At 72.7% G+C, this 18,699-nt stretch carries 14 protein-coding genes and 1 tRNA gene; 9 read left to right on the forward strand and 6 right to left on the reverse strand.

Going from position 1 to position 18,699, the window contains the following annotated elements; genetic code table 11:
* Window positions 1-114 precede the first annotated feature (114 nt).
* The 4 genes from tmk (at window position 115) to ACH45E_RS10850 (ending at window position 6,593) form a co-directional block, all read left to right on the forward strand.
* Window positions 115-3,321 carry a dTMP kinase gene (gene tmk / locus ACH45E_RS10835; protein ID WP_361446124.1) on the forward strand — a complete coding sequence of 1,069 codons (3,207 nt, stop codon included), beginning with the start codon at window positions 115-117 and terminating at the stop codon, window positions 3,319-3,321.
* Between the two features lie 104 nt (window positions 3,322-3,425).
* Window positions 3,426-4,631, forward strand: a complete 1,206-nt coding sequence (locus tag ACH45E_RS10840; RefSeq protein ID WP_361446122.1) for a DNA polymerase III subunit delta' — start codon at window positions 3,426-3,428, stop codon at window positions 4,629-4,631.
* 97 nt (window positions 4,632-4,728) lie between these two features.
* Window positions 4,729-6,396 (forward strand): alpha/beta hydrolase, encoded by a 1,668-nt coding sequence (locus tag ACH45E_RS10845; protein WP_361446120.1) that lies wholly within the window; start codon window positions 4,729-4,731, stop codon window positions 6,394-6,396.
* Between the two features lie 120 nt (window positions 6,397-6,516).
* Window positions 6,517-6,593: transfer RNA gene (locus tag ACH45E_RS10850), tRNA-Thr, on the forward strand.
* Between the two features lie 56 nt (window positions 6,594-6,649).
* Here the strand turns inward: ACH45E_RS10850 and ACH45E_RS10855 are convergent.
* Together ACH45E_RS10855 and leuA are read right to left on the reverse strand one after the other, a co-directional pair.
* Window positions 6,650-7,459, reverse strand: coding sequence for an ATP-binding cassette domain-containing protein (locus ACH45E_RS10855; RefSeq protein WP_361446118.1), 810 nt, complete (start codon window positions 7,457-7,459; stop codon window positions 6,650-6,652).
* Window positions 7,456-9,255, reverse strand: a complete 1,800-nt coding sequence (gene leuA, locus ACH45E_RS10860) for a 2-isopropylmalate synthase (protein WP_361446116.1) — start codon at window positions 9,253-9,255, stop codon at window positions 7,456-7,458. The genes ACH45E_RS10855 and leuA overlap by 4 nt, the downstream gene beginning before the upstream one ends.
* 188 nt (window positions 9,256-9,443) lie before the next feature.
* Here leuA and ACH45E_RS10865 point away from each other — a divergent pair, with 188 nt between their 5' ends.
* The gene (locus tag ACH45E_RS10865; RefSeq protein ID WP_361446114.1) at window positions 9,444-10,133 is read left to right on the forward strand and encodes a FadR/GntR family transcriptional regulator; all 690 of its coding nucleotides are present in this window, start codon (window positions 9,444-9,446) and stop codon (window positions 10,131-10,133) included.
* A gap of 417 nt (window positions 10,134-10,550) precedes the next feature.
* Entirely contained in the window at window positions 10,551-11,330 is a 780-nt protein-coding gene (locus ACH45E_RS10870) for a DUF6397 family protein (protein ID WP_361446112.1), read from the forward strand.
* On the opposite strand, the gene ACH45E_RS10875 is transcribed toward ACH45E_RS10870, so the two are convergent.
* Genes ACH45E_RS10875 through ACH45E_RS10890 form a run of 4 tightly spaced genes read right to left on the reverse strand, consistent with a single transcriptional unit; the run spans window position 11,244 to window position 14,067 of the window.
* Complete coding sequence (locus tag ACH45E_RS10875) at window positions 11,244-11,636, reverse strand: PIN domain-containing protein (RefSeq protein WP_361446110.1); 393 nt, start codon at window positions 11,634-11,636, stop codon at window positions 11,244-11,246. The two genes, ACH45E_RS10870 and ACH45E_RS10875, sit on opposite strands and share 87 nt — an antisense overlap.
* Window positions 11,633-11,911: a hypothetical protein gene (locus ACH45E_RS10880; protein ID WP_361446108.1), complete on the reverse strand. Its 279-nt coding sequence runs from the start codon at window positions 11,909-11,911 to the stop codon at window positions 11,633-11,635. Before ACH45E_RS10880 ends, ACH45E_RS10875 begins: the two co-directional genes overlap by 4 nt.
* Before the next feature lie 42 nt (window positions 11,912-11,953).
* Window positions 11,954-12,640 (reverse strand): response regulator transcription factor, encoded by a 687-nt coding sequence (locus ACH45E_RS10885; RefSeq protein ID WP_361446106.1) that lies wholly within the window; start codon window positions 12,638-12,640, stop codon window positions 11,954-11,956.
* Complete coding sequence (locus ACH45E_RS10890; protein WP_361446104.1) at window positions 12,637-14,067, reverse strand: histidine kinase; 1,431 nt, start codon at window positions 14,065-14,067, stop codon at window positions 12,637-12,639. Before ACH45E_RS10890 ends, ACH45E_RS10885 begins: the two co-directional genes overlap by 4 nt.
* A 185-nt stretch (window positions 14,068-14,252) precedes the next feature.
* Between ACH45E_RS10890 and ACH45E_RS10895 the strand changes: the two genes are divergently transcribed.
* The 3 genes from ACH45E_RS10895 (at window position 14,253) to ACH45E_RS10905 (ending at window position 18,470) form a co-directional block, all read left to right on the forward strand.
* A complete protein-coding gene (locus tag ACH45E_RS10895; protein ID WP_361446102.1) occupies window positions 14,253-14,954 on the forward strand; it encodes an ABC transporter ATP-binding protein in 702 nt (233 codons plus the stop codon).
* Window positions 14,951-17,359, forward strand: a complete 2,409-nt coding sequence (locus ACH45E_RS10900; protein ID WP_361446100.1) for an ABC transporter permease — start codon at window positions 14,951-14,953, stop codon at window positions 17,357-17,359. Before ACH45E_RS10895 ends, ACH45E_RS10900 begins: the two co-directional genes overlap by 4 nt.
* 217 nt (window positions 17,360-17,576) lie before the next feature.
* Window positions 17,577-18,470 carry a glycosyltransferase gene (locus ACH45E_RS10905; RefSeq protein WP_361446427.1) on the forward strand — a complete coding sequence of 298 codons (894 nt, stop codon included), beginning with the start codon at window positions 17,577-17,579 and terminating at the stop codon, window positions 18,468-18,470.
* Window positions 18,471-18,699: the final 229 nt, after the last annotated feature.

The raw sequence follows: 18,699 nt of genomic DNA on the forward strand, positions 1-18,699 counted from the left end.
CAACCCGCACGAACGCTTCGCGAAAAGAACGCCCCGGCATCACTTTGGTGTCGGGGCGTGCGCACGTCCGGACGGTCACGTCGGGCTGTCAGTCGCTGCCGATAGGCTGAACGCATGACGCGAGCCGAGCAGCCTACGGCCCTCAACCCGGCCCCCGACGACACCCTCGTGGCGGACTCCCGTGAGCGCGCGGTCCGTGCGCTGCTGCGCCGGCCCCAGCTGAGGCGGTTGTGGAGCGCACAGCTCGTGAGCGGTGTCGGTGACACCCTCGCGCTCCTCGTACTGGTCGTCCTGGCCCTTCAGGCGGCGATCGCCGAAGGCTCGTTCGGCGGTGGCTACCGCGGCGTGGCGTTCGCAGTGGCGACCGTCTTCGCGGCGCGGATCCTGGCGACCCTCCTCTTCGGAGCCGTCCTCCTGGGACCGCTCACGTCGCTGACCTCCCAGGAGGGCCCGCTCGACCGCCGCTGGACCATGGCCGGCGCCGACGGGCTGCGCGCCGCGCTGCTGATCGTCGCCCCGCTGTGGATCGACTGGACCCCGGCCAACGCGCTGGCAGCCCTGCTGGTCACCGCCTTCGTCACCGGGGTCGCCGAGCGGTTCTGGACCGTGTGCCGGGAGAGCGCGGCCCCCGCGCTGCTGCCCGCCCCGCCCCCCGAGGGCGCGACGGTACGGCCGCTGCCGGACCACATGGACGCCCTGCGCCGCCTGTCGCTGCGCACCGGCTTCGTCGCGATCCCCCTGGCCGCCGTCGCCCTGGTCGTCGCCTCGCTGTTCAACAATCTGCTGGGCGCCGGGATCGCCTGGTTCGCCCAGCACCAGGCGGCCCTCGGGTCGTATGTGGCGGCCGGGCTGTTCGCCGCCTCCCTGTCCGTGCTGACCGCCCTGGAACTGCCCGCCACACGCACCCCCCGCGCGCGGTCCCCGCTCGAGGGGCTGCGCCGCCCCAAGACCGGCACGGGCGTCGACAAGGGGCGCACGAGCGCGCTGCCGCTGCTCGTCCTGGCCTGCGCCGCCGTCGCCGGAGCGATCTCCGCCGCCGTGGCCGTGGCCGTGCTGCACGCCAAGGACCTGGGCGGCGGCCCGGTGCTGTACGGGCTGCTGGTGCTCGCGCTGACCGGCGGAGTCGTCGTCGGCATCCGCACGGCGCCCTCCCTGCTGCCCTCGCTCTCCCGCCGCCGGATGCTGGCGCTGGCGATCGCCTTCACCGGCATCGCGCTGCTGGCCGCCGGTCTCGTCCCGGACGTCACCAGCGTGCTGCTGATCTCCGCGCTGGCCGGCGTCGGCGCGGGCGTCGCCGCCAACACCGGGCACACCCTTCTCGACCAGGAGACCGAGGAGTACCGCCGGCCGCGTACGACCGAACACCTGCACGCGGTCGTACGGGTCTTCGTGGCGCTCGGCGCGCTGATCGCGCCCCTGGTGGCGGCGCTGATCGGCCCGCACCGTCTGGAGAACGGCAAGTTCGTGTTCGCGCACGGCGGCGCCGCGTTCACGCTGATGCTGGTCGGCGCGCTGCTGCTGCCGGTGGCCGCGCTGGTGCTGGCCAAGGCCGACGACCGCTCCGGAGTGCCGCTGCGGCACGACCTGCGGGACGCGCTGCTCGGCGGCGACGACCCCGCCACCGCCCCGGCGGGCAACGGCTTCTTCATCGCCCTGGAGGGCGGCGACGGCGCCGGCAAGTCCACCCAGGCCGAGGCGCTCGCCGAGTGGATCCGGGCCAAGGGCCACGAGGTCGTGCTCACGCGTGAGCCCGGGGCGACCCCGGTGGGCAAGCGGCTGCGCTCCATCCTGCTGGACGTGTCGTCGGCGGGCCTGTCGCACCGGGCGGAGGCGCTGCTGTACGCCGCCGACCGCGCGGAGCACATCGACACCGTCGTACGGCCCGCCCTGGAGCGCGGGGCCGTCGTCATCTCCGACCGGTACATCGACTCGTCGGTGGCCTACCAGGGGGCGGGCCGCGACCTGTCCCCGACCGAGATCGCCCGCATCAACCGCTGGGCGACCAACGGCCTCGTACCGCACCTCACCGTCCTGCTCGACGTCTCGCCGGAGACCGCCCGGGAGCGGTTCACCGAGGCCCCGGACCGGCTGGAGTCGGAGCCCGCCGAGTTCCACGCGCGCGTGCGGGCCGGTTTCCTCGCGCTCGCCGCGTCCGACCCCGGCCGCTACCTGGTCGTCGACGCCGGTCAGGAGCCCGAGGCCGTCACGACCGTGGTCCGGCACCGGCTCGACACCGTGCTGCCGCTGTCCGAAGCGGAGATCAAGGCGCAGGAGGAGGCGCGGAAGAAGGCCGAGGAGGAGGCCCGCCGCAAGGCCGAGGAGGAGGCCGCCCGCAAGGCCGAGGAGGAGCGCCTGGAGCGCGAGCGCCAGGAACAGCTCGCCAAGCTGCGTGCCGAGGAGGAGGAGCGCAAGCGGCGCGAGCTGGAGGAGGCGCAGCGCCGGGAGGCCGAACGGCAGGCGGAGGAGGCCCGGCAGCGGGCCGAGGAAGCGCGGCGCCGGGCAGAGGAGGAGCGGCAGCGGCTGCTCGCCGAGGAGAAGGCCCGCGCCGAGGAGGAGGCCCGGCGCAAGGTCGAGGAGGAGCGGCGGCGCAAGGAGGCCGAGGAGCAGGCCCGGCTGCAGGCCGAGGCCGAGGCGCGGCGCCTGGAGAAGCAGCGGAAGGCCGAGGAGGCGCTGCTGCGTGCCGAGGAGGCCCGCAGGGCGGCCGAGCGGGCCATGGCCGAGGCGCAGGCCGGTCCGCGCCCGGTGGTGCCCGACGCCGCCGCGGCGCCGCCGGAGGCGCTGACCGTGCCGACGCCCGTCGTGACGCCGAAGAACGCGTCGGGTGGTCCGGTGGAGGAGACGGCCGTGCTGCGGCCCGTCAGGGACAGGGACAGGGGCCGGGACCGGGACGCCGACTCCGAGGTGACGGCGGAACTGCCGCAGCCGCCGGCGCCCTCCGCGGCGGACGAGACGGCGGTTCTGCCGCCGGTGCCGTCCGGTGCGGCCGACGAGACCGCCGTACTGCCCCCGGTGACTCCGGACCGGGCGGACGAGACGGCCGTGCTGCCGCCGGTGCGGAACACGGATCCCGCGGACCGGATGCCGAAGGGATTCTTCCGCGACGAGCGGGCTGCCGCGGACCCCGACGGCTCCGGCGACCGGACCCGGGAGCTGCCGCAGGTCGACGAGGACGGGGTGCCCCGGCGGCGGGAGCGGCCCGACTGGGCCGAGGAGACCCCGCTGGACGACCTGCCGTCGCTGGCGGACGAACTGCTCGGACCGCACCGGGAGGACGAGGACCCCGACGAGGGGCGGGGGCGCCGGCGGGGCCGGGGGCGCTGAGCGGCTCCCTCACCTGGGCCGTCGGCGGTCCCTGGGCCGTTGTCAGTGCCGCCCCGCACAATGGACTACGCAACGTGAACGTGACGGAAAGGGCGGCGTGACCCATGACCGTGTGGGACGACCTCGTCGGGCAGGAGAAGGTGAGCGCGGTGCTCGAGGCCGCCGCCCGGGACGCCGACGCCCTCGTCACCGCGGCCGCCGCCGGCGCGCCCCCGCCGGAGGCGTCGCGGATGACGCACGCCTGGCTGTTCACGGGACCGCCCGGCGCGGGCCGGAACCAGACGGCGCGGGCCTTCGCCGCCGCGCTGCAGTGCGTGAGCCCCGACCGCGCCCTCGGCGGAACCCCCGGCTGCGGCTTCTGCGACGGCTGCCACACCGCGCTCGTCGGCACCCATGCCGACGTCAACACGATCGCCGCGGTCGGCGCCGAGATCCTGGTGAAGGACATGCGGGACACGGTCCGCAAGTCGTACACCGCACCGGCGAACGGCCGCTGGCAGATCATCCTCGTCGAGGACGCCGAGCGGCTGAACGAGAAGTCGGCCAACGCCGTCCTCAAGGCCGTGGAGGAGCCCGCCCCCCGTACGGTCTGGCTGCTGTGCGCCCCCTCGATCGAGGACGTCCTGCCCACCATTCGCTCCCGCTGCCGCCACCTCACCCTGCGCACGCCCTCGGTCGACGCCGTCGCCGACATGCTCGTCCGACGCGAGGGCGTCGAACCCGGCGTGGCCGCCGCCGCGTCCCGCGCCACCCAGGGTCACGTCGACCGGGCCCGCCGCCTGGCCACCGACCCCGCCGCCCGCGAGCGCCGTGCCGCCGTGCTGAAGCTGCCGCTGCGGCTCGACGAGGTCGGTGCCTGCCTCAAGGCCGCGCAGGAGCTGGTGGACGCGGCGGCGGAGGACGCCAAGCAGCTCGCCGAGGAAATGGACGGCAAGGAGGCCGAGGAGCTGAAGGCGGCTCTCGGCGCCGCCCAGGGCGGGCGGCTGCCGCGCGGTACGGCGGGCGTGATGAAGGACCTGGAGGACATGCAGAAGCGGCGCAGGACGCGGACCCAGCGCGACAGCCTGGACGTCGCGCTGGGCGACCTCACCGCCTTCTACCGCGACGTCCTCGCCCTCCAGCTCGGCTCCCGCGTGGCGATCGCCAACGGGGACGCCGAGGACGCCCTGGACCGGCTCGCCCGGGGCAGCTCCCCGGAATCCACCCTCCGCCGCATCGAGGCGGTCGCCGCCTGCCGCGAGGCACTCGACCGCAATGTGGCGCCGCTGCTGGCGGTGGAGGCGATGACGATGGCGCTGAGAGCGGGGTGACCGGCACACAGTCGCGCACAGGTTGACGGCATCACCCGTAAGAGGCACGGCGCACACGTAGGGCATCCGATCCATGGCACAGCGTTACGCTCGCCTGATGCACCTCAGGCGAATTCTCCGCCCGACCGCCCGAACCACCGAGACCCCCGGGGCCTCCAGAGCCCCCCGGGCCACCCCTCCCGTCCGGCCCCGCCCCGGCAGGGCGGCCGTACCCCTGCTCGCGGCCGCCGCGCTGCTCGTCTCCGCCTGCTCCTCCGGGAGCGCGACGAGCGCGACGAGCACGACGCGGGCGGCGGACGGCGCGGCCGAGGCGGCGCTCGCCGCGCTGCCGAGTGCCACCCCGTCCGGGCTCACGTCGTACTACACGCAGAGACTGACCTGGCGCAGCTGCGGTGTCCCCGGCTTCCAGTGCGCCACGATGAAGGCCCCGCTGGACTACGACAAGCCCGGTGCGGGAGACGTCCGGCTCGCCGTCGCGCGCAAGAAGGCCACCGGCAAGGGCAAGCCCATCGGCTCGCTCATGGTCAACCCGGGCGGGCCGGGCGGCTCGGCGATCGGCTATCTGCAGCAGTACGCCGGCATCGGCTACCCGGCCCAGGTCCGCGCCCGCTACGACATGGTCGCGATGGACCCGCGAGGTGTCGCCCGCAGCGAGCCGATCGAATGCCTCAGCGCTCGGCAGATGGACGCATTCACCCAGACGGACTCCACCCCCGACGACCAGAAGGAGACGAACGCGCTGGTCAACGCGTACAAGAAGTTCTCCGGCGGCTGCGGGGCGCACGACCCCCGGCTGCTCCGCCATGTCTCCACGGTGGAGGCGGCCCGGGACATGGACATCCTGCGGGCCGTACTGGGCGACCCGAAGCTGAACTACGTGGGGGCGTCGTACGGGACGTTCCTCGGGGCGACCTACGCCGGCCTGTTCCCCAAGCGCGTGGGCCGGGTGGTCCTGGACGGCGCGATGGACCCCTCCCTCTCGGCGCGCCGCATGAACCTGGACCAGACCGCGGGCTTCGAGACGGCGTTCCAGGCCTTCGCGAAGGACTGCGTACGGCACAGCGACTGCCCGCTCGGCCACAAGGGCACGCCCCCCACCCAGGTCGGTCACAACCTCAAGGCCTTCTTTCGGAAACTCGACGCCCACCCCATCCCCGCCGGCGACACGAGCGGCCGCAAGCTCGGCGAGGCCCTCGCCACGACCGGGGTGATCGCCGCGATGTACGACCAGGAGACCTGGCCGCAACTGCGCGCGGCCCTGGCCTCGGCGATGAAGAAAAACGACGGCGCGGGCCTGCTGGCCCTCTCCGACAGCTACTACGAACGCGACCCCGACGGCCGCTACACGAACCTGATGTTCGCCAACGCCGCCGTGAACTGCCTGGACCTCCCGTCCGCGTTCGCCAGCCCCGAGCAGGTCGAGAAGGCCCTCCCCGCCTTCGAGAAGGCCTCCCCGGTCTTCGGCGACGGCCTCGCCTGGGCCTCCCTGAACTGCGCGTACTGGCCGGTGAAGCCCACCGGCGAGCCCCACCGCATCCAGGCCGAGGGCGCCGCCCCGATCGTCGTGGTCGGCACCACCCGCGACCCGGCCACCCCCTACCCCTGGGCCCGGTCCCTCGCCCACCAGCTCTCCTCGGCCCGCCTCCTCACCTTCGTCGGCGACGGCCACACCGCCTACGGCCGGGGCAGCGCCTGCATCGACTCCGCGATCAACACCTACCTCCTGCGCGGCACACCCCCCGCCCCCGCCAAGCGCTGCACATAACCCCAGCTCCCGGCCACACCGCACGCCCCGGAGCCCCCCGTCCCGGGGCGTGTACGAAGCACCCCCCGAAACTGTGTAGACTTACCGACGTTGCTGATCGCACCATGGTGCGCACGACACGCCGCTTTAGCTCAGATGGCCAGAGCAACGCACTCGTAATGCGTAGGTCTCGGGTTCGAATCCCGAAAGCGGCTCCATGGTGAACCCCAGGTCATGATTATGACCTGGGGTTTCTTGTTGCGCGGCCACCACCTCAGCCGGCTCGTGGTCCGACCGGGCGGTTCGCCCTCACGCTCCACCGCCCTTCCGCGCGAGTGAGGCGGATGGGATGGTCGAAGCACTTGCTGACCTGGTCGCTGGTGAGGACCTCGTCCGCGGGGCCCGAGGCCAGACAGCGCCCGTCACGTAGCAGCATCACATGGGTCGTCCCGGGAGGAAGTTCCTCCAGATGGTGGGTGACCAGGACGGACGCGAGTTCCGTGTAGGTGTGCTGCAGCGTGTCGAGCCGCTCGATGAGCTGTTCCCGGCCGGCGACGTCCAGACCGGTCGCGGGCTCGTCGAGCAGCAGGAGTCGCGGACTGGGCATCAGCGCACGGGCGATGAGCGCGCGGCCCCGTTCCCCCTGCGACAACGTCGGCCACCGCGCCCCGTGGCGCTCGCCGAGGCCGAGCAGGCCGATCAGACGGTCGGCCGTCGCGATCTGCTCGGGTGTCGGCTCCCAGCGGGGAACGCGCTCGATGGTGTTGGTCAGCCCCGTCAGTACGACGTCCCGCACCGTGAGCGGTGAACGCAGATCGTGCCGCGGATTGACGTGGCCGACGTAGGAACGCAGCCGGCGCATGTCGACCCGCCCCAGCCTGTGGCCCAGCACCTCGACGGTGCCACGGGTGGGGTGCGCGAGCGCCCCGAGAAGACTGAGCAGCGTGCTCTTGCCCGCCCCGTTGGCGCCGAGCAGCGCCCAGTGCTCGCCGGCTCGTACCGTCAGCGACACCTCGCACAGGATCGGGTTGCCGTCGCGGACGACAGCCGCGTCCGTCACGCGCAGTACTGGGGTGGCGTTCACGAGGAGGTCCGCCCGGAGCGGTTGACGGCGGCCATGACCGCGTGGACCGATGCGGTCAGGACGGAGGTGTCCCAGCCGGCACCCCAGCAAGTGACGTCGTTCACGCGGCACTCGGCGTAGGCGACGGCGGGGCTGCCCGGTCCCGTGGCGGTGGAGTGCTCGGTGTAGCCGAGGATGTCGATCGTGATGCCGACGGTACGGAGGGCTTCGGCGAGGGCGGACAGCGGGCCGTTGCCGGTTCCCTGGCAGGGGCGCTCCTGCCCGTCGGTCCGCAGCGTGCAGGTGAACCGGTGCTTGCCGGGGGCGGTTTCCTCGGTGTTCCAGGAGACCAGGGTGACCGGGCCGTCCAGGGCCGGGGCGAGGTAGGTGGTGCGGAAGAGCTCGAACAGTTCCTTGTGGGTGAGCTCCTGGCCGGTGGCGTCGGTGACCTGCTGCACCGTGCGGGAGAAGTCCGGGCGCATGGCCTGGGGCAGGTCCAGGCTGTGGTGGGTGTGGAGGAGGTGCGCGATGCCTCCCTTGCCGGACTGGGAATTGATGCGGATGACTTCCTCGTACGTGCGGCCGATGTCGCCCGGGTCGATGGGCAGATACGGCACCGCCCACGGCGCCTGCTCGGCGGGGACGCCCTGCTCGGCGGCCTGCTTGGCGTGGTGGGCCATGCCCTTGGCGATGGCGTCCTGGTGGGTGCCGGAGAAGGCCGTGTGCACGAGGTCGCCACCGTAGGGGTGCCGGGGGTGGACCGGCAGCCGGTTGCAGTACTCCACCACCTCGCGCACCGCGTCGATGTCGGAGAAGTCGATCATCGGGTTCACGCCCTGCGCGTACAGGTTCAGAGCCAGGGTCACCAGGTCGACGTTCCCGGTGCGCTCACCGTTGCCGAACAGGCAGCCCTCCACCCGCTGCGCCCCCGCCAGGACGGCGAGTTCGGCACAGGCGACGCCGGTGCCGCGGTCGTTGTGCGGGTGGACCGACAGGATCACGGATTCACGGCGCGCCAGATGGCGGTCCATGTACTCGATCTGATCCGCGTACACGTTGGGAGTGGCGATCTCCACCGTCGCCGGCAGGTTGTGGACCACCGGCCGGTCCGGGCTCGCCTCCCACAGTTCGGTCAGGCTGTTGCACACCTCCAGGACGAAGTCCGGCTCCGTGAGGTTGAAGACCTCCGGGGAGAACTCGAACCGGATGTCGGCACCCGGATGCTCCTCGGCACGGCGCATCACATGGGTGGCCGCGCCCCGGATCAGCTCGTGGACTTCGGCACGGGAGCGGCCGAGGACCACGTTCCGCCACGTGGGCGCGGTCGCGGTGTAGAGGTGCACGAGAGTGCGGGGGAGTCCTTCGACGGAGGCGATGGTCCGGTCGATCAGATCCCTGCGGGCCGCGGTGAACACGGAGACGGTGACGTCCTCGGGGACGGCGCCGCTCTCGGCCAGGTGGCGTACGAAGTCGAAGTCGGTCTGGCTGGCGGAGGGGTAACCTACCTCGATCTCCTTGAAGCCCATGGTGACCAGGAGGTCGAACATACGACGCTTGCGCTCGGTGTCCATCGGCTCGGCCAGCGCCTGGTTGCCGTCACGCAGGTCGACCGGCACCCACAGCGGGGCCTGCTCGATCCGGCGCGACGGCCAGGTCCGGTCGGTCAGTGGCAGGGCGACTCGCTGGTGCGCGGGCTGGTAGCGGTGATGCGGCATCGCGCTCGGACGCTGGGGGTTCCAGCGCGGAGCATCCACCGGGACGTCACCGGAGGGCGTGCGCAGGCTGGGGAACACCGTGTTCTGGAAGGAGGAATCCATCGTGCGGAACTTCTTTCAGTCGGCCATCCGAATGACCGGCGCAGCCCGGCACCCCGCTGCGGGGTGCCGGTCAGGTCAGGCCCCGCAGCGGCAGCCGAGGAGAAGGAGCTCGTGCAGCAGCATGGGGGTACAGTAACGACAACTCAGCTCCTCAGACAACCTGAGAGGTGCGGGAAGGTGAACCTCACATGTCACTAGGCGCCTTGCGGCCGTCCCCCTTGGTCGAGCAGGCCACTGAACACCTGCGCGAGCAGATCACCGGCGGTGAGTGGGCCGTGGGGGCGAAGCTCCCCGGCGAGACCTCCCTCGCCAAGGCCCTCGGCGTGGGGCGCTCCACCGTCCGAGAGGCCCTCCGCGCACTGGCCGGCGCCGGGCTGGTGCAGGCGCGCCAGGGATCCGGTGTCTTCGTCATCGCGACCAAGCCGAAGGAGGACTGGTCCACCCAGCTCCGCCAGGCGATCATCACCGATGTCTACGAAGTCAGGATGCTCGTCGAGGTGGAAGCGGCGCAGTTGGCCGCGCAGCGCCGAACCGAAGAGGACATCGTCGCCCTCCATGAGGCCCTGGCCAGGCGCCGTGACGCCGCGAACGCCGGCAACGCCGAGTTCGTCGAGGCCGACATCGCCCTGCACGAGGCCGTGGTCGCCGCGGCGCACAACCCGGTGCTCACCGGCTTGTTCACGGAGTTCGTCCCCGTGCTGCAACGACGGCTGCTGGATCTGGTCGAGCTGCTCAGCCTCCGCTCCGACGATCCGAACCACGGCGACGAGGGGCACGCCGTACTGGTGAACGCCGTTGTGCAGCAAGACGCCGAGGCGGCCGGACGCGCGCTGAGGGAGGAGCTCAGGCAGACACTCGCACTGCTCCATTCCCTCTGACGCGCTCGTTCTTCCGGAGAAGGCGGCAGCCGTGCTCGATGCCGAACCGTGGATACGGTGCTTCCCCGCCGCCGCATGGCCCGCCACACCCTGGACAGTCCTCTTCTCCCGCACTCGGGCGGCTCCGCCGGTTCTTACCAGCACCTCGCGGCGCAGGTGACCGACGTGGCCCGGCGGCGTGCGTCACCCGGGTGCGCGAGGTGTGGAGGACTGTTCGCCGGTTCAGTTCCGCTATGGCGGCGATCGGCAGGTCGGGGGAGGCAGGGCGCGCACGGAACCCGGAACCGGTGGACTTCGGCGGCGTACGTCCTCGGGCGGTGCGGCCTGGCCTCGCCGCCCGCGATGATCTCTCGATCACTGATTGTCAGTGTCTCGTGTCACAGTGTGAAAGGACAGGGAACACGGGGGAGGAACATCATGGCCGGTACGACGGTGAAAAGCCTCACGCTCGAAGTGGCGCGCCGGGAACTCGGCCTGGGGAAGGGCGAGTTCATTCTGGGGATCGAAAACGGTGTGATCCGTACATGTTGGAGCGGGGACGAGTTGTGCGTCAAACCGGGCGAGGTGGCCCGGTGGTGCGCGAGCCCCGGTGAACTCGCCGAGCTCACCCGCCTGGTGCATGCGTCGGAGGCCGCCGAGCTTGCGGGGATCAGCAGGCACCGATTCGACCAGTTGGTGCGCGGCGGGGTCATTCGCCCGGTCCGGTCGTACACCAACCGCTACCATGCCGAGGTCTGGCAGTATTCGGCCGCCGACGTCCGTCAATTGCCCGAGCGGCGTCCCGAGTTCCTCGGTACCCGGCTGCCCGGCCCCTTCCTGGCCGAACTGGCCATCGGGGCCGACCGCCGGGCGGAGGGGCATCGCTCACGGCTCCGTGCTCAGGCGTTGCTGATGCTGCGTGACCCCTGGGTGAAAGCGGCCGCGTGGTCGCACTGGATTCGCTCCGCGCAGCCGCCTGCCGAACTCGTGCAGGTCAGCCAGGCCGAGGCCGTCCATCTCGCGCGGCGTGCCGTGGAGGAAGGGCTGACGGTGGCTCGACCGGTGAGAGCGGCGTGCTTTTGGCCACGCCCGGTTTCTTCACCGCCTCGCGAGCGGGTCGGGGATGCGTCGTCAGATTTTGATTACGCGGATGCCGGGGCCGCACAGCATGCGGAGGTCCTCGGGGTCCGACGTCAGGATGGTCACGGGAGAGGGTGAGGCCATCGCGGTGGCGGCCACGATCGCGTCGATGGCGTACTTGTGGCCGTGGAGGCCGGCTGTGGCGAGAAGTTTGCCGGCATGGCGGGCGATGGCTTCGGTGGGCGGGATGATGTTGACGCGGGAGACGGCGTAGTCGAAGCGGGCCTGGTCGGTCTTCGGGTCACGGGCTTCGACGAGGGTTACTGAGCTGGTGACGAGGCGGGTGTCCTCCGCTTCGGCCGCAGCCAGCCACTCGGTGAGTTCGGGCGTGCGGCGTACGAGCTTGGACAGGCCTTCGCAGTCCAGGACGAGCGTGCCGCTCACGCCGCGTCCACCGAGCCGGCCGCGTCACCGCGCAGGAGCGCCCGCTTGGCCTCGACCGCTGCCTGGTCCACCGGTCCGTGCTCGGTCTCCGCGTCTTCGATGAGTTCGCGCAGTCGATCGCGTTCCAGTTGGCGCTGGATGAGGGCTTCGACGTAGGCGGACATGCCGCGCTTGCCGGTGCGAGCCTTGAGAGCGGCGATGGTGCCTTCATGGAGGGAGACGGAGACCGGGCGGACGGGCCCTTCTCCGGGGCTGGGGTCGGGGGTGGTGACCATGCGACGCCGGTCGTCACCTACGCCTCTTGCCCCTCGCCGTTACTACGCCTCCTGCCCCCGGCCCGCTCCCGGCACGATCAGCCCCGTCTCGTAGGCGACGACCACCGCCTGGGCCCGGTCGCGTAGGTGGAGTTTGGCGAGGATGCGGGCCACGTGGGTTTTCACGGTGGCCTCGCTGAGGTGGAAGCGGGCGGCCAGTTCGGCGTTGCTCAGGCCGGTGGCGAGGGTGCGGAGGACTTCGAGTTCGCGGGGGGTGAGGGGCGCCAGGTCGCGGTGGAGGGTGGGGGAGTCCGGGTCGTGGGAGACGAAGCGTTCGATGAGGCGGCGGGTGATGGTGGGGGCCAGCAGGGCGTCGCCGCCCCGGGCGAGGCGGACGGCGGCGACCAGGTGTTCCGGGGTGACGTCCTTGAGGAGGAAGCCGCTGGCGCCGGCGGTGAGCGCGGCGTAGACGTAGCGGTCGAGGTCGAAGGTGGTCAGCATGATGACGCGGGGCGGCTCCAGCAGGGCACCGGACAGGATGCGCCGGGTGGCTTCCAGGCCGTCGGTGCCGGGCATCCGGATGTCCATCAGGACCAGGTCGGGGCGGGTGCGGTGGACGGCTTCGATCGCTTCGTCGCCGTCGGCGGCCTCGGCTACGACGTCGACGCCGTCCGCGGCCAGGATCATGCCGAAGCCCGTACGGACCAGCGCCTGATCGTCGGCGATCACCACGCGCGGCGGTGGGGTCATGAGAGCTCCTGGGCCGGTGGGGCGGCGGGTACGACCGCTCGGACCCGGAAGCCGCCGGTGGGACGTTCGCCCGCTTCCAACGTGCCTCCGTAGACGGCGAGGCGTTCGCGCAGTCCGGTCAGGCCACGGCCGCCGCCGGGGCCGGCCGGTGCCGCGGGGGTGCCTCCGGTGTCGGACACCTCGATGTGGACGGCGTCCGGGGTGTGGTCGACGGCGATCCGGACGCGGGCGCCGACGGCGTGCTTGACCGTGTTGGTCAGCGCCTCCTGCACGACCCGGTACGCGGCCAGGTCGGCGCCGGCGGGCAGCGGCGCTGGGATGCCGGTGACCGTCAGCTCGACGGGGACGCCCGTCGCCCGCATGCGCACGGTGAGGGCATCCAACTGCGCCAGGCCCGGTTGCGGCGCCAGTTCGGGGTCCGACACCCGGTCCGGGGGATCGTCCGGGTCCGCCATGGTGAGCAGGCCCATGACATGGCGCAGTTCGGTCATCGCGGTGCGCCCGCCGGCCTCGACGGCGAGGAGGGCCTCGCGGGCCCGGTCCGGCGCGGCGTCCATCACCTTGCGGGCCGCGCCCGCCTGGATGACCATCACGCTCACATTGTGGGTGACGATGTCGTGCAATTCGCGTGCGATACGGGAGCGTTCGCGTTCCACGGCCAGCCGGGTGGCGGCCCGCTGCTCCTCCCGCAGGACGCGTACGCGCTGTTTCCAGGTGTGCACCGCGCCGGCGCCGAAGCCGACTCCGAGCAGTGCGAGGAACGGCAGCAGACCAGGTGTGAGGTGCGGGAAGGTCTCGTCGTGGAACGCGGCGAGCAGGCCGGCGCCGAGCACCACACTGGCGAGGGCACCCACCCGGTGCGGGCTGTACACGGCGGCGCTGTAGGCGGCGACCACACAGGAGAGGAAGGTGTACACGGTCGCGTCGCCCCCGCCCAGGCGCCGGCCGAACGCCAGGCTCACGGCGGTCACCGCCCAGAACGAGGCCAGCGGATACCGCCTCCGCGTCACCAGAAGCAACGCCGTCAGGGCCGCCAGCACCAGGAGGCCGGGCGAGACGGCCGCCGTCGGCTCGACGCCCCGTACGCCACCGGACACCGGCGGCGGGTCCGGCGGAACCGGCGGGTCCGGAGGAACCGGAATCGTGCCCGGGTCCGCAGGAACGGGCGCATCCGGCAGAACCGGAAACGCGCCGTGGTCCTGCCGCTGCGTACTGCCCACCGTGCACGCGGCGAGCACGACGGCGAGGATCCCGTCGGCCACCCACGCCCAGCGGGACGGGCGCGGCAACGCGCCCCGCCCCAGCAACGCCACCGGGGCCGGCAGCGGAAGCCGGGCCAGTGACGCGGCGACGCCCGACCGCCACCGCCCCGCGATCCTTGTGATTCTTGCGATCCCCGCGATCCCCGCCCCCACAGCCCCGGCCATGCGCCCAGTCTGGCAACCCCCCGCTCCCACCCACATCCCTCGCGACGCGGACGGCACGACAGGGCGCTACAACCCCCGCCTACATCGCGAGGATGACGCCCCCGCCGGGTCATCCGGAAACGGCAGCCGGGTTCGCCGTCGCGGCCGACGACCGCGGCACCGTCCGGCCCCTACCTTCGGGCCCCATGACAACGAACCGGCCCGTCATCGACATCCGGGACGCCACCAGAACGTACGGCGAAGGCCCGCCGGCCATCGCCGACGTGACCCTGAGCGTGTGCGCCGGAGAGGCGGTCGCCGTCCTCGGCCCGTCCGGCAGCGGCAAGTCGACGCTGCTCAACCTGATCGCCGGGCTCGACCGGCCGAGCACGGGCAGCGTCACGGTCGCCGGCCTGCGGGTGGACGAACTGAGCGAGGCCGGGTCGGCGCACTACCGGCGGACCCGGATCGGCATGGTCTTCCAGTTCTTCAACCTCCTCGACGACCTGACCGTCACCGACAACGTGCTCCTCCCGGCCCAACTGGCCGGCCTGCCCCGGGCCGAGGCCCGCAGACGTGCCGCCGGGCTGCTGGAGCACCTGCGCATCGACCGGCACGCCGACGCCTACCCCGGCCGGTTGTCCGGCGGTGAACGGCAACGGGTCGCCGTGGCGCGGGCCCTGATGAACCGTCCGGCCCTGCTGCTGGCCGACGAGCCGACGGGCGCGCTGGACACCGCCGCCGGCGAGGACGTCCGCGAGCTGCTGACCGGCCTCAACGCGGAAGGCCAGACGATTGTCCTTGTCACCCACGACCTGGGCCTGGCCCGCTCCTGCGCCACCCGCACCGTAGAACTGGTCGACGGCCGCATCGTCCGCGACAGCGCCCCCGCGACGGTGTCCCGATGAGCGCCCTCGGCCGAGTCGTACGCGCCGGAGTGAGCCGTCGCCGCGTCCAGACCGCCGTGCTGATCATGACCACGTTCATGTCCGTCACGGCCTCCGTCCTCGCCGCCGGGCTCCTCCTGGCGTCCCGGGCGCCCTTCGACCACGCCTTCGCCCAGCGCGACGGCGCCCACCTGACCGCACGGTTCGACGGGACGAAGGTGACGCCGGCGCGGCTCGCGGCCACCGCGCACGCGGCCGGGGTGACCGGCGTGGCGGGCCCCTTCGCGACCCTCTCCGCGCGCCCCCGCACGGTCTCCGCGTCGGACATGCTGCCCGCCGGTGTCGACCTGCCGCCGCTGACCGTCGCCGGCCGGACCGCCGCGGGAGGCCCGGTCGACCGGGTCACCCTCACCGAGGGCACCTGGGCCACCCGCCCGGGCCAGATCGTGCTGGCCGTCGGCACGGTTCCGCTGAGCCCGGGTGCCCGGCTGGAGATCCCCGACGCACCGGGCAGCCCGACCCTGACCGTGGTGGGCGTCGCCCGCTCGGTGACCGGCACCGCGGACGCCTGGGTGACCCCCGCGCAGGCCGAGGCCCTGACCGGGACGGGCAGCGCGCCCTCGTACGAGATGCTCTACCGCTTCCGTCACGCAGGTACGGACGCCGAAGTGGCCGCCGACCGGGCCGCGATCGGCGCGGCGGCGGGGAAGGACGCGATGACCGGGGCGCAGTCGTATCTGACCGTCCGGCAGCGGGAGACCGCCAACGCGATGGCGTTCGTGCCCTTCCTGGCCGCCTTCGGTGTCCTTGGGCTGCTGCTGTCGGTGCTGGTCATCGGCATCGTGGTGAGCGGTGCGGTGGGCGCCGCGACCCGGCGGATCGGCATCCTCAAGTCCCTCGGCTTCACCCCGGGGCAGGTGGTGCGTGCCTACGTCGGGCAGGCGCTGATCCCGGCGGGGGTCGGTTGCGTACTTGGGCTGGCGCTGGGCAATCTGCTGGCCGTCCCGGTGCTCGGTGACGTCGGCGAGGCCTTCGACGGGCCGTCGGCGTCGATCCCGGTGTGGATCGACGTCGCGGTGCCCGCCGCCGCCCTCGCCCTGGTGGCCCTCGCCGCGCTGCCGCCCGCGCTGCGCGCCGGCCGGCTGCGCACCGTGGAGGCGATCACGGTGGGACGCACGCCCCGCGCGGGACGAGGGCGTGCGGTGCGGCGGCTGACGGGACGGCTGCCGGTGCCGCGTGCGGTCGGGCTTGGGCTGGCGCACCCGTTCACCCGCCCGGCGCGCTCGGCCACGACGGCCGCGGCGGTCGCCTTCGGCGCGGTCACCGTCACCTTCGGGGTCGGGCTCGCCCTGACGCTAGGGGCGGTCCAGTCGGGCCGCATGCTCGACTCGGCCGGTTCGGTGACCGTGGCGGCGGGCGGTTCGCAGGCTCCGGCGGGGGCCCAGGCGGTCCCCGCGGACGGTGGGCAGGACCGGCCGAAGGCCGACCCGGCCCGGGTCGCCGCCGTACTCCGCGCCCAGCCCGGCACCGCCCGCTTCTACGGCATCGCCCAGGCGCAGGTGGACGCGTCCGGGATCACCGGCGCCACGACCGTGGTCGCGTACCAGGGCGACGCCTCCTGGGCCGCCCCCCGGATGGTCTCGGGCCACTGGCTGGACGGCCCGGGCCAGGCGGTGGTCACCCGCCGCTTCCTCGACGCCGCCGGAATCCACGTGGGCGACACGGTGAACCTGACCGACCAGGGACGGCACCCCTCGGAACACCCCTCGGAGCACACCTCGGTACGGATCGTCGGCGAGGCGTTCTTCACCGAGGGCGAGGGCATGGAACTCCTCACCCGTACCTCGACCCTCGCGGACCTGGGACTCGACGCGACACCGGGCCGGTACGAGGTGCGGACGAAGCCGGGTACGAACCTCGCGCACTACCTCGCCCCGCTCCGGACCGCCCTCCAGCCGACCGGCGCGGTCGCCATGGCCGACACCGGGGACGAGTCCGACGTGATCATGACCATGGACGCGCTGATCGGCACGCTCACCCTGATGCTCGTCGCGGTGGCGGGCCTGGGCGTCCTCAACACGGTCCTCCTCGACACCCGCGACCGCGTCCACGACCTCGGCGTCCTCAAGGCGCTGGGGATGAGCCCGCGCCAGACCGTGGCCATGGTCGTCACCTCGGTCGCCGGGATCGGGCTGCTCGCCGGTCTGGCGGGGGTCCCGGTGGGGGTCGCCCTGCACCGGTACGTCACACCCATGATGGGTGACGCGGTCGGCCTGACCCTGCCCCCGTCGGACATCGCCGTCTACCACGCGCCCCAGCTCGTCCTGCTCGCCCTCGGCGGTCTGGTCATCGCGGTGGCGGGCGCGCTGCTGCCGGCCGGGTGGGCGGCCAGGGGGGACACCGTCGGCGCACTGCGCACCGAATGAGCGGGCGCGCGTCCGGGGCCGTATAGGGACGTGAGGCGAGAACAGGCGTGAAGAGGCGAAGCAGGCGGGGAAAACGCCGACAAACCAGGAGCAAAGCCGCCGCAAAGTAAACCGAAGTCGGGAGCACTGGCGCCCCTGAGGCAACATCTTGGTGAACGGTGGACCTCGCGCGCGGAGCGCGGGGCCGCCGTCGGCCGGATGGGGTGAGGACGTGGACGTGGTCGAGCCGAGGATCGCCGTAGCCGTGGTGACCATGGGCAACCGGCCCGCCGAAGTCGACGCCCTGCTGGAGTCCGTGGCCAAGCAGGACCTCGCCCCGGCCCGGATCGTCATCGTCGGCAACGGCTGCAGGCTGCCCGAGTTCGCCCGGCGGCTGTCACTGCCCGGCGAGGTCACCACCGTCGACGTGGACGAGAACCTCGGCTGCCCCGGCGGCCGGAACGTCGCCCTCGCCCGGCTGCGGGAGTTCGGTGACGTGGACGTCGTGGTGGACCTCGACGACGACGGGCTGCTGGTCGACGCCGACGTACTGCGCCGGGTGCGGGACCTGTACGCCGCCGACCCGCGCCTGGGCATCGTCGGCTTCCGCATCGCCGACGAGAACGGCGAGACCCAGCAGCGGCACGTGCCCCGGGTCGGCGCCTCGGATCCGATGCGGGGCGGGTACGTGACCGGGTTCCTCGGCGGCGGGCACGCCCTGAGCATGCGGATGCTGGCCGAAACCGGTGACTGGCCCGCCGAGTTCTTCTTCGCGCACGAGGAGACCGATCTGGCGTGGCGGGCCGTCGACGCCGGCTGGAAGATCCGTTACGCGCCCGAGCTGCTCCTGCGGCACCCGAAAACCTCGCCTGCCCGGCACGCCATCTACCACCGGGTGACCGCCCGCAACCGCGTCTGGCTGGTCCGGCGTCGGCTGCCCCTGCCGCTGATCCCGGTCCATCTGGGCGTGTGGACGCTCCTCACCCTCGTACGCACCCGGTCGGCCGCCGGTCTCAGGGCCTGGTTCGGCGGATTCATGGAAGGGCTGCGCGAATCCGCCGGGGAGCGGCGGCCCATGCGCTGGCGGACGGTGTGGCGGCTGACCCGCCTGGGACGCCCGCCCGTCATCTGACGCGAGCCGAACGGGGGAGGCGGACGGGACAAGGGCCCCGGTCGGTCACCTCCGCCGACCGGAGCCCTCTTGCGTCCCCGGATGTGGCCTGCGGCGACACTCCCCCGAGTTACGCGTCATACGCGCGCGCCGTCGGGCCAGATCCGATGGAATGATCACATCAGGCCACGCCAACGGATCGCTAACATGTGGCCAACGGTTTCTTCTGAGGCAGCTGGTCGGATGGCGT

It is taken from the genome of Streptomyces sp. NPDC020299, from assembly GCF_044387825.1.
Lineage (GTDB): Bacteria > Actinomycetota > Actinomycetes > Streptomycetales > Streptomycetaceae > Streptomyces.

What these genes read in the sequence shown, in the direction of transcription:
- tmk (WP_361446124.1), top strand. Translation starts at nt 115, where the DNA reads ATGACGCGAGCCGAGCAGCCTACGGCCCTCAACCCGGCCCCCGACGAC.
- ACH45E_RS10840 (WP_361446122.1), top strand. Translation starts at nt 3,426, where the DNA reads ATGACCGTGTGGGACGACCTCGTCGGGCAGGAGAAGGTGAGCGCGGTG.
- ACH45E_RS10845 (WP_361446120.1), top strand. Translation starts at nt 4,729, where the DNA reads ATGCACCTCAGGCGAATTCTCCGCCCGACCGCCCGAACCACCGAGACC.
- leuA (WP_361446116.1), bottom strand. Translation starts at nt 9,255, where the DNA reads ATGGATTCCTCCTTCCAGAACACGGTGTTCCCCAGCCTGCGCACGCCC.
- ACH45E_RS10865 (WP_361446114.1), top strand. Translation starts at nt 9,444, where the DNA reads ATGTCACTAGGCGCCTTGCGGCCGTCCCCCTTGGTCGAGCAGGCCACT.
- ACH45E_RS10870 (WP_361446112.1), top strand. Translation starts at nt 10,551, where the DNA reads ATGGCCGGTACGACGGTGAAAAGCCTCACGCTCGAAGTGGCGCGCCGG.
- ACH45E_RS10880 (WP_361446108.1), bottom strand. Translation starts at nt 11,911, where the DNA reads ATGGTCACCACCCCCGACCCCAGCCCCGGAGAAGGGCCCGTCCGCCCG.
- ACH45E_RS10885 (WP_361446106.1), bottom strand. Translation starts at nt 12,640, where the DNA reads ATGACCCCACCGCCGCGCGTGGTGATCGCCGACGATCAGGCGCTGGTC.
- ACH45E_RS10890 (WP_361446104.1), bottom strand. Translation starts at nt 14,067, where the DNA reads ATGGCCGGGGCTGTGGGGGCGGGGATCGCGGGGATCGCAAGAATCACA.
- ACH45E_RS10895 (WP_361446102.1), top strand. Translation starts at nt 14,253, where the DNA reads ATGACAACGAACCGGCCCGTCATCGACATCCGGGACGCCACCAGAACG.
- ACH45E_RS10900 (WP_361446100.1), top strand. Translation starts at nt 14,951, where the DNA reads ATGAGCGCCCTCGGCCGAGTCGTACGCGCCGGAGTGAGCCGTCGCCGC.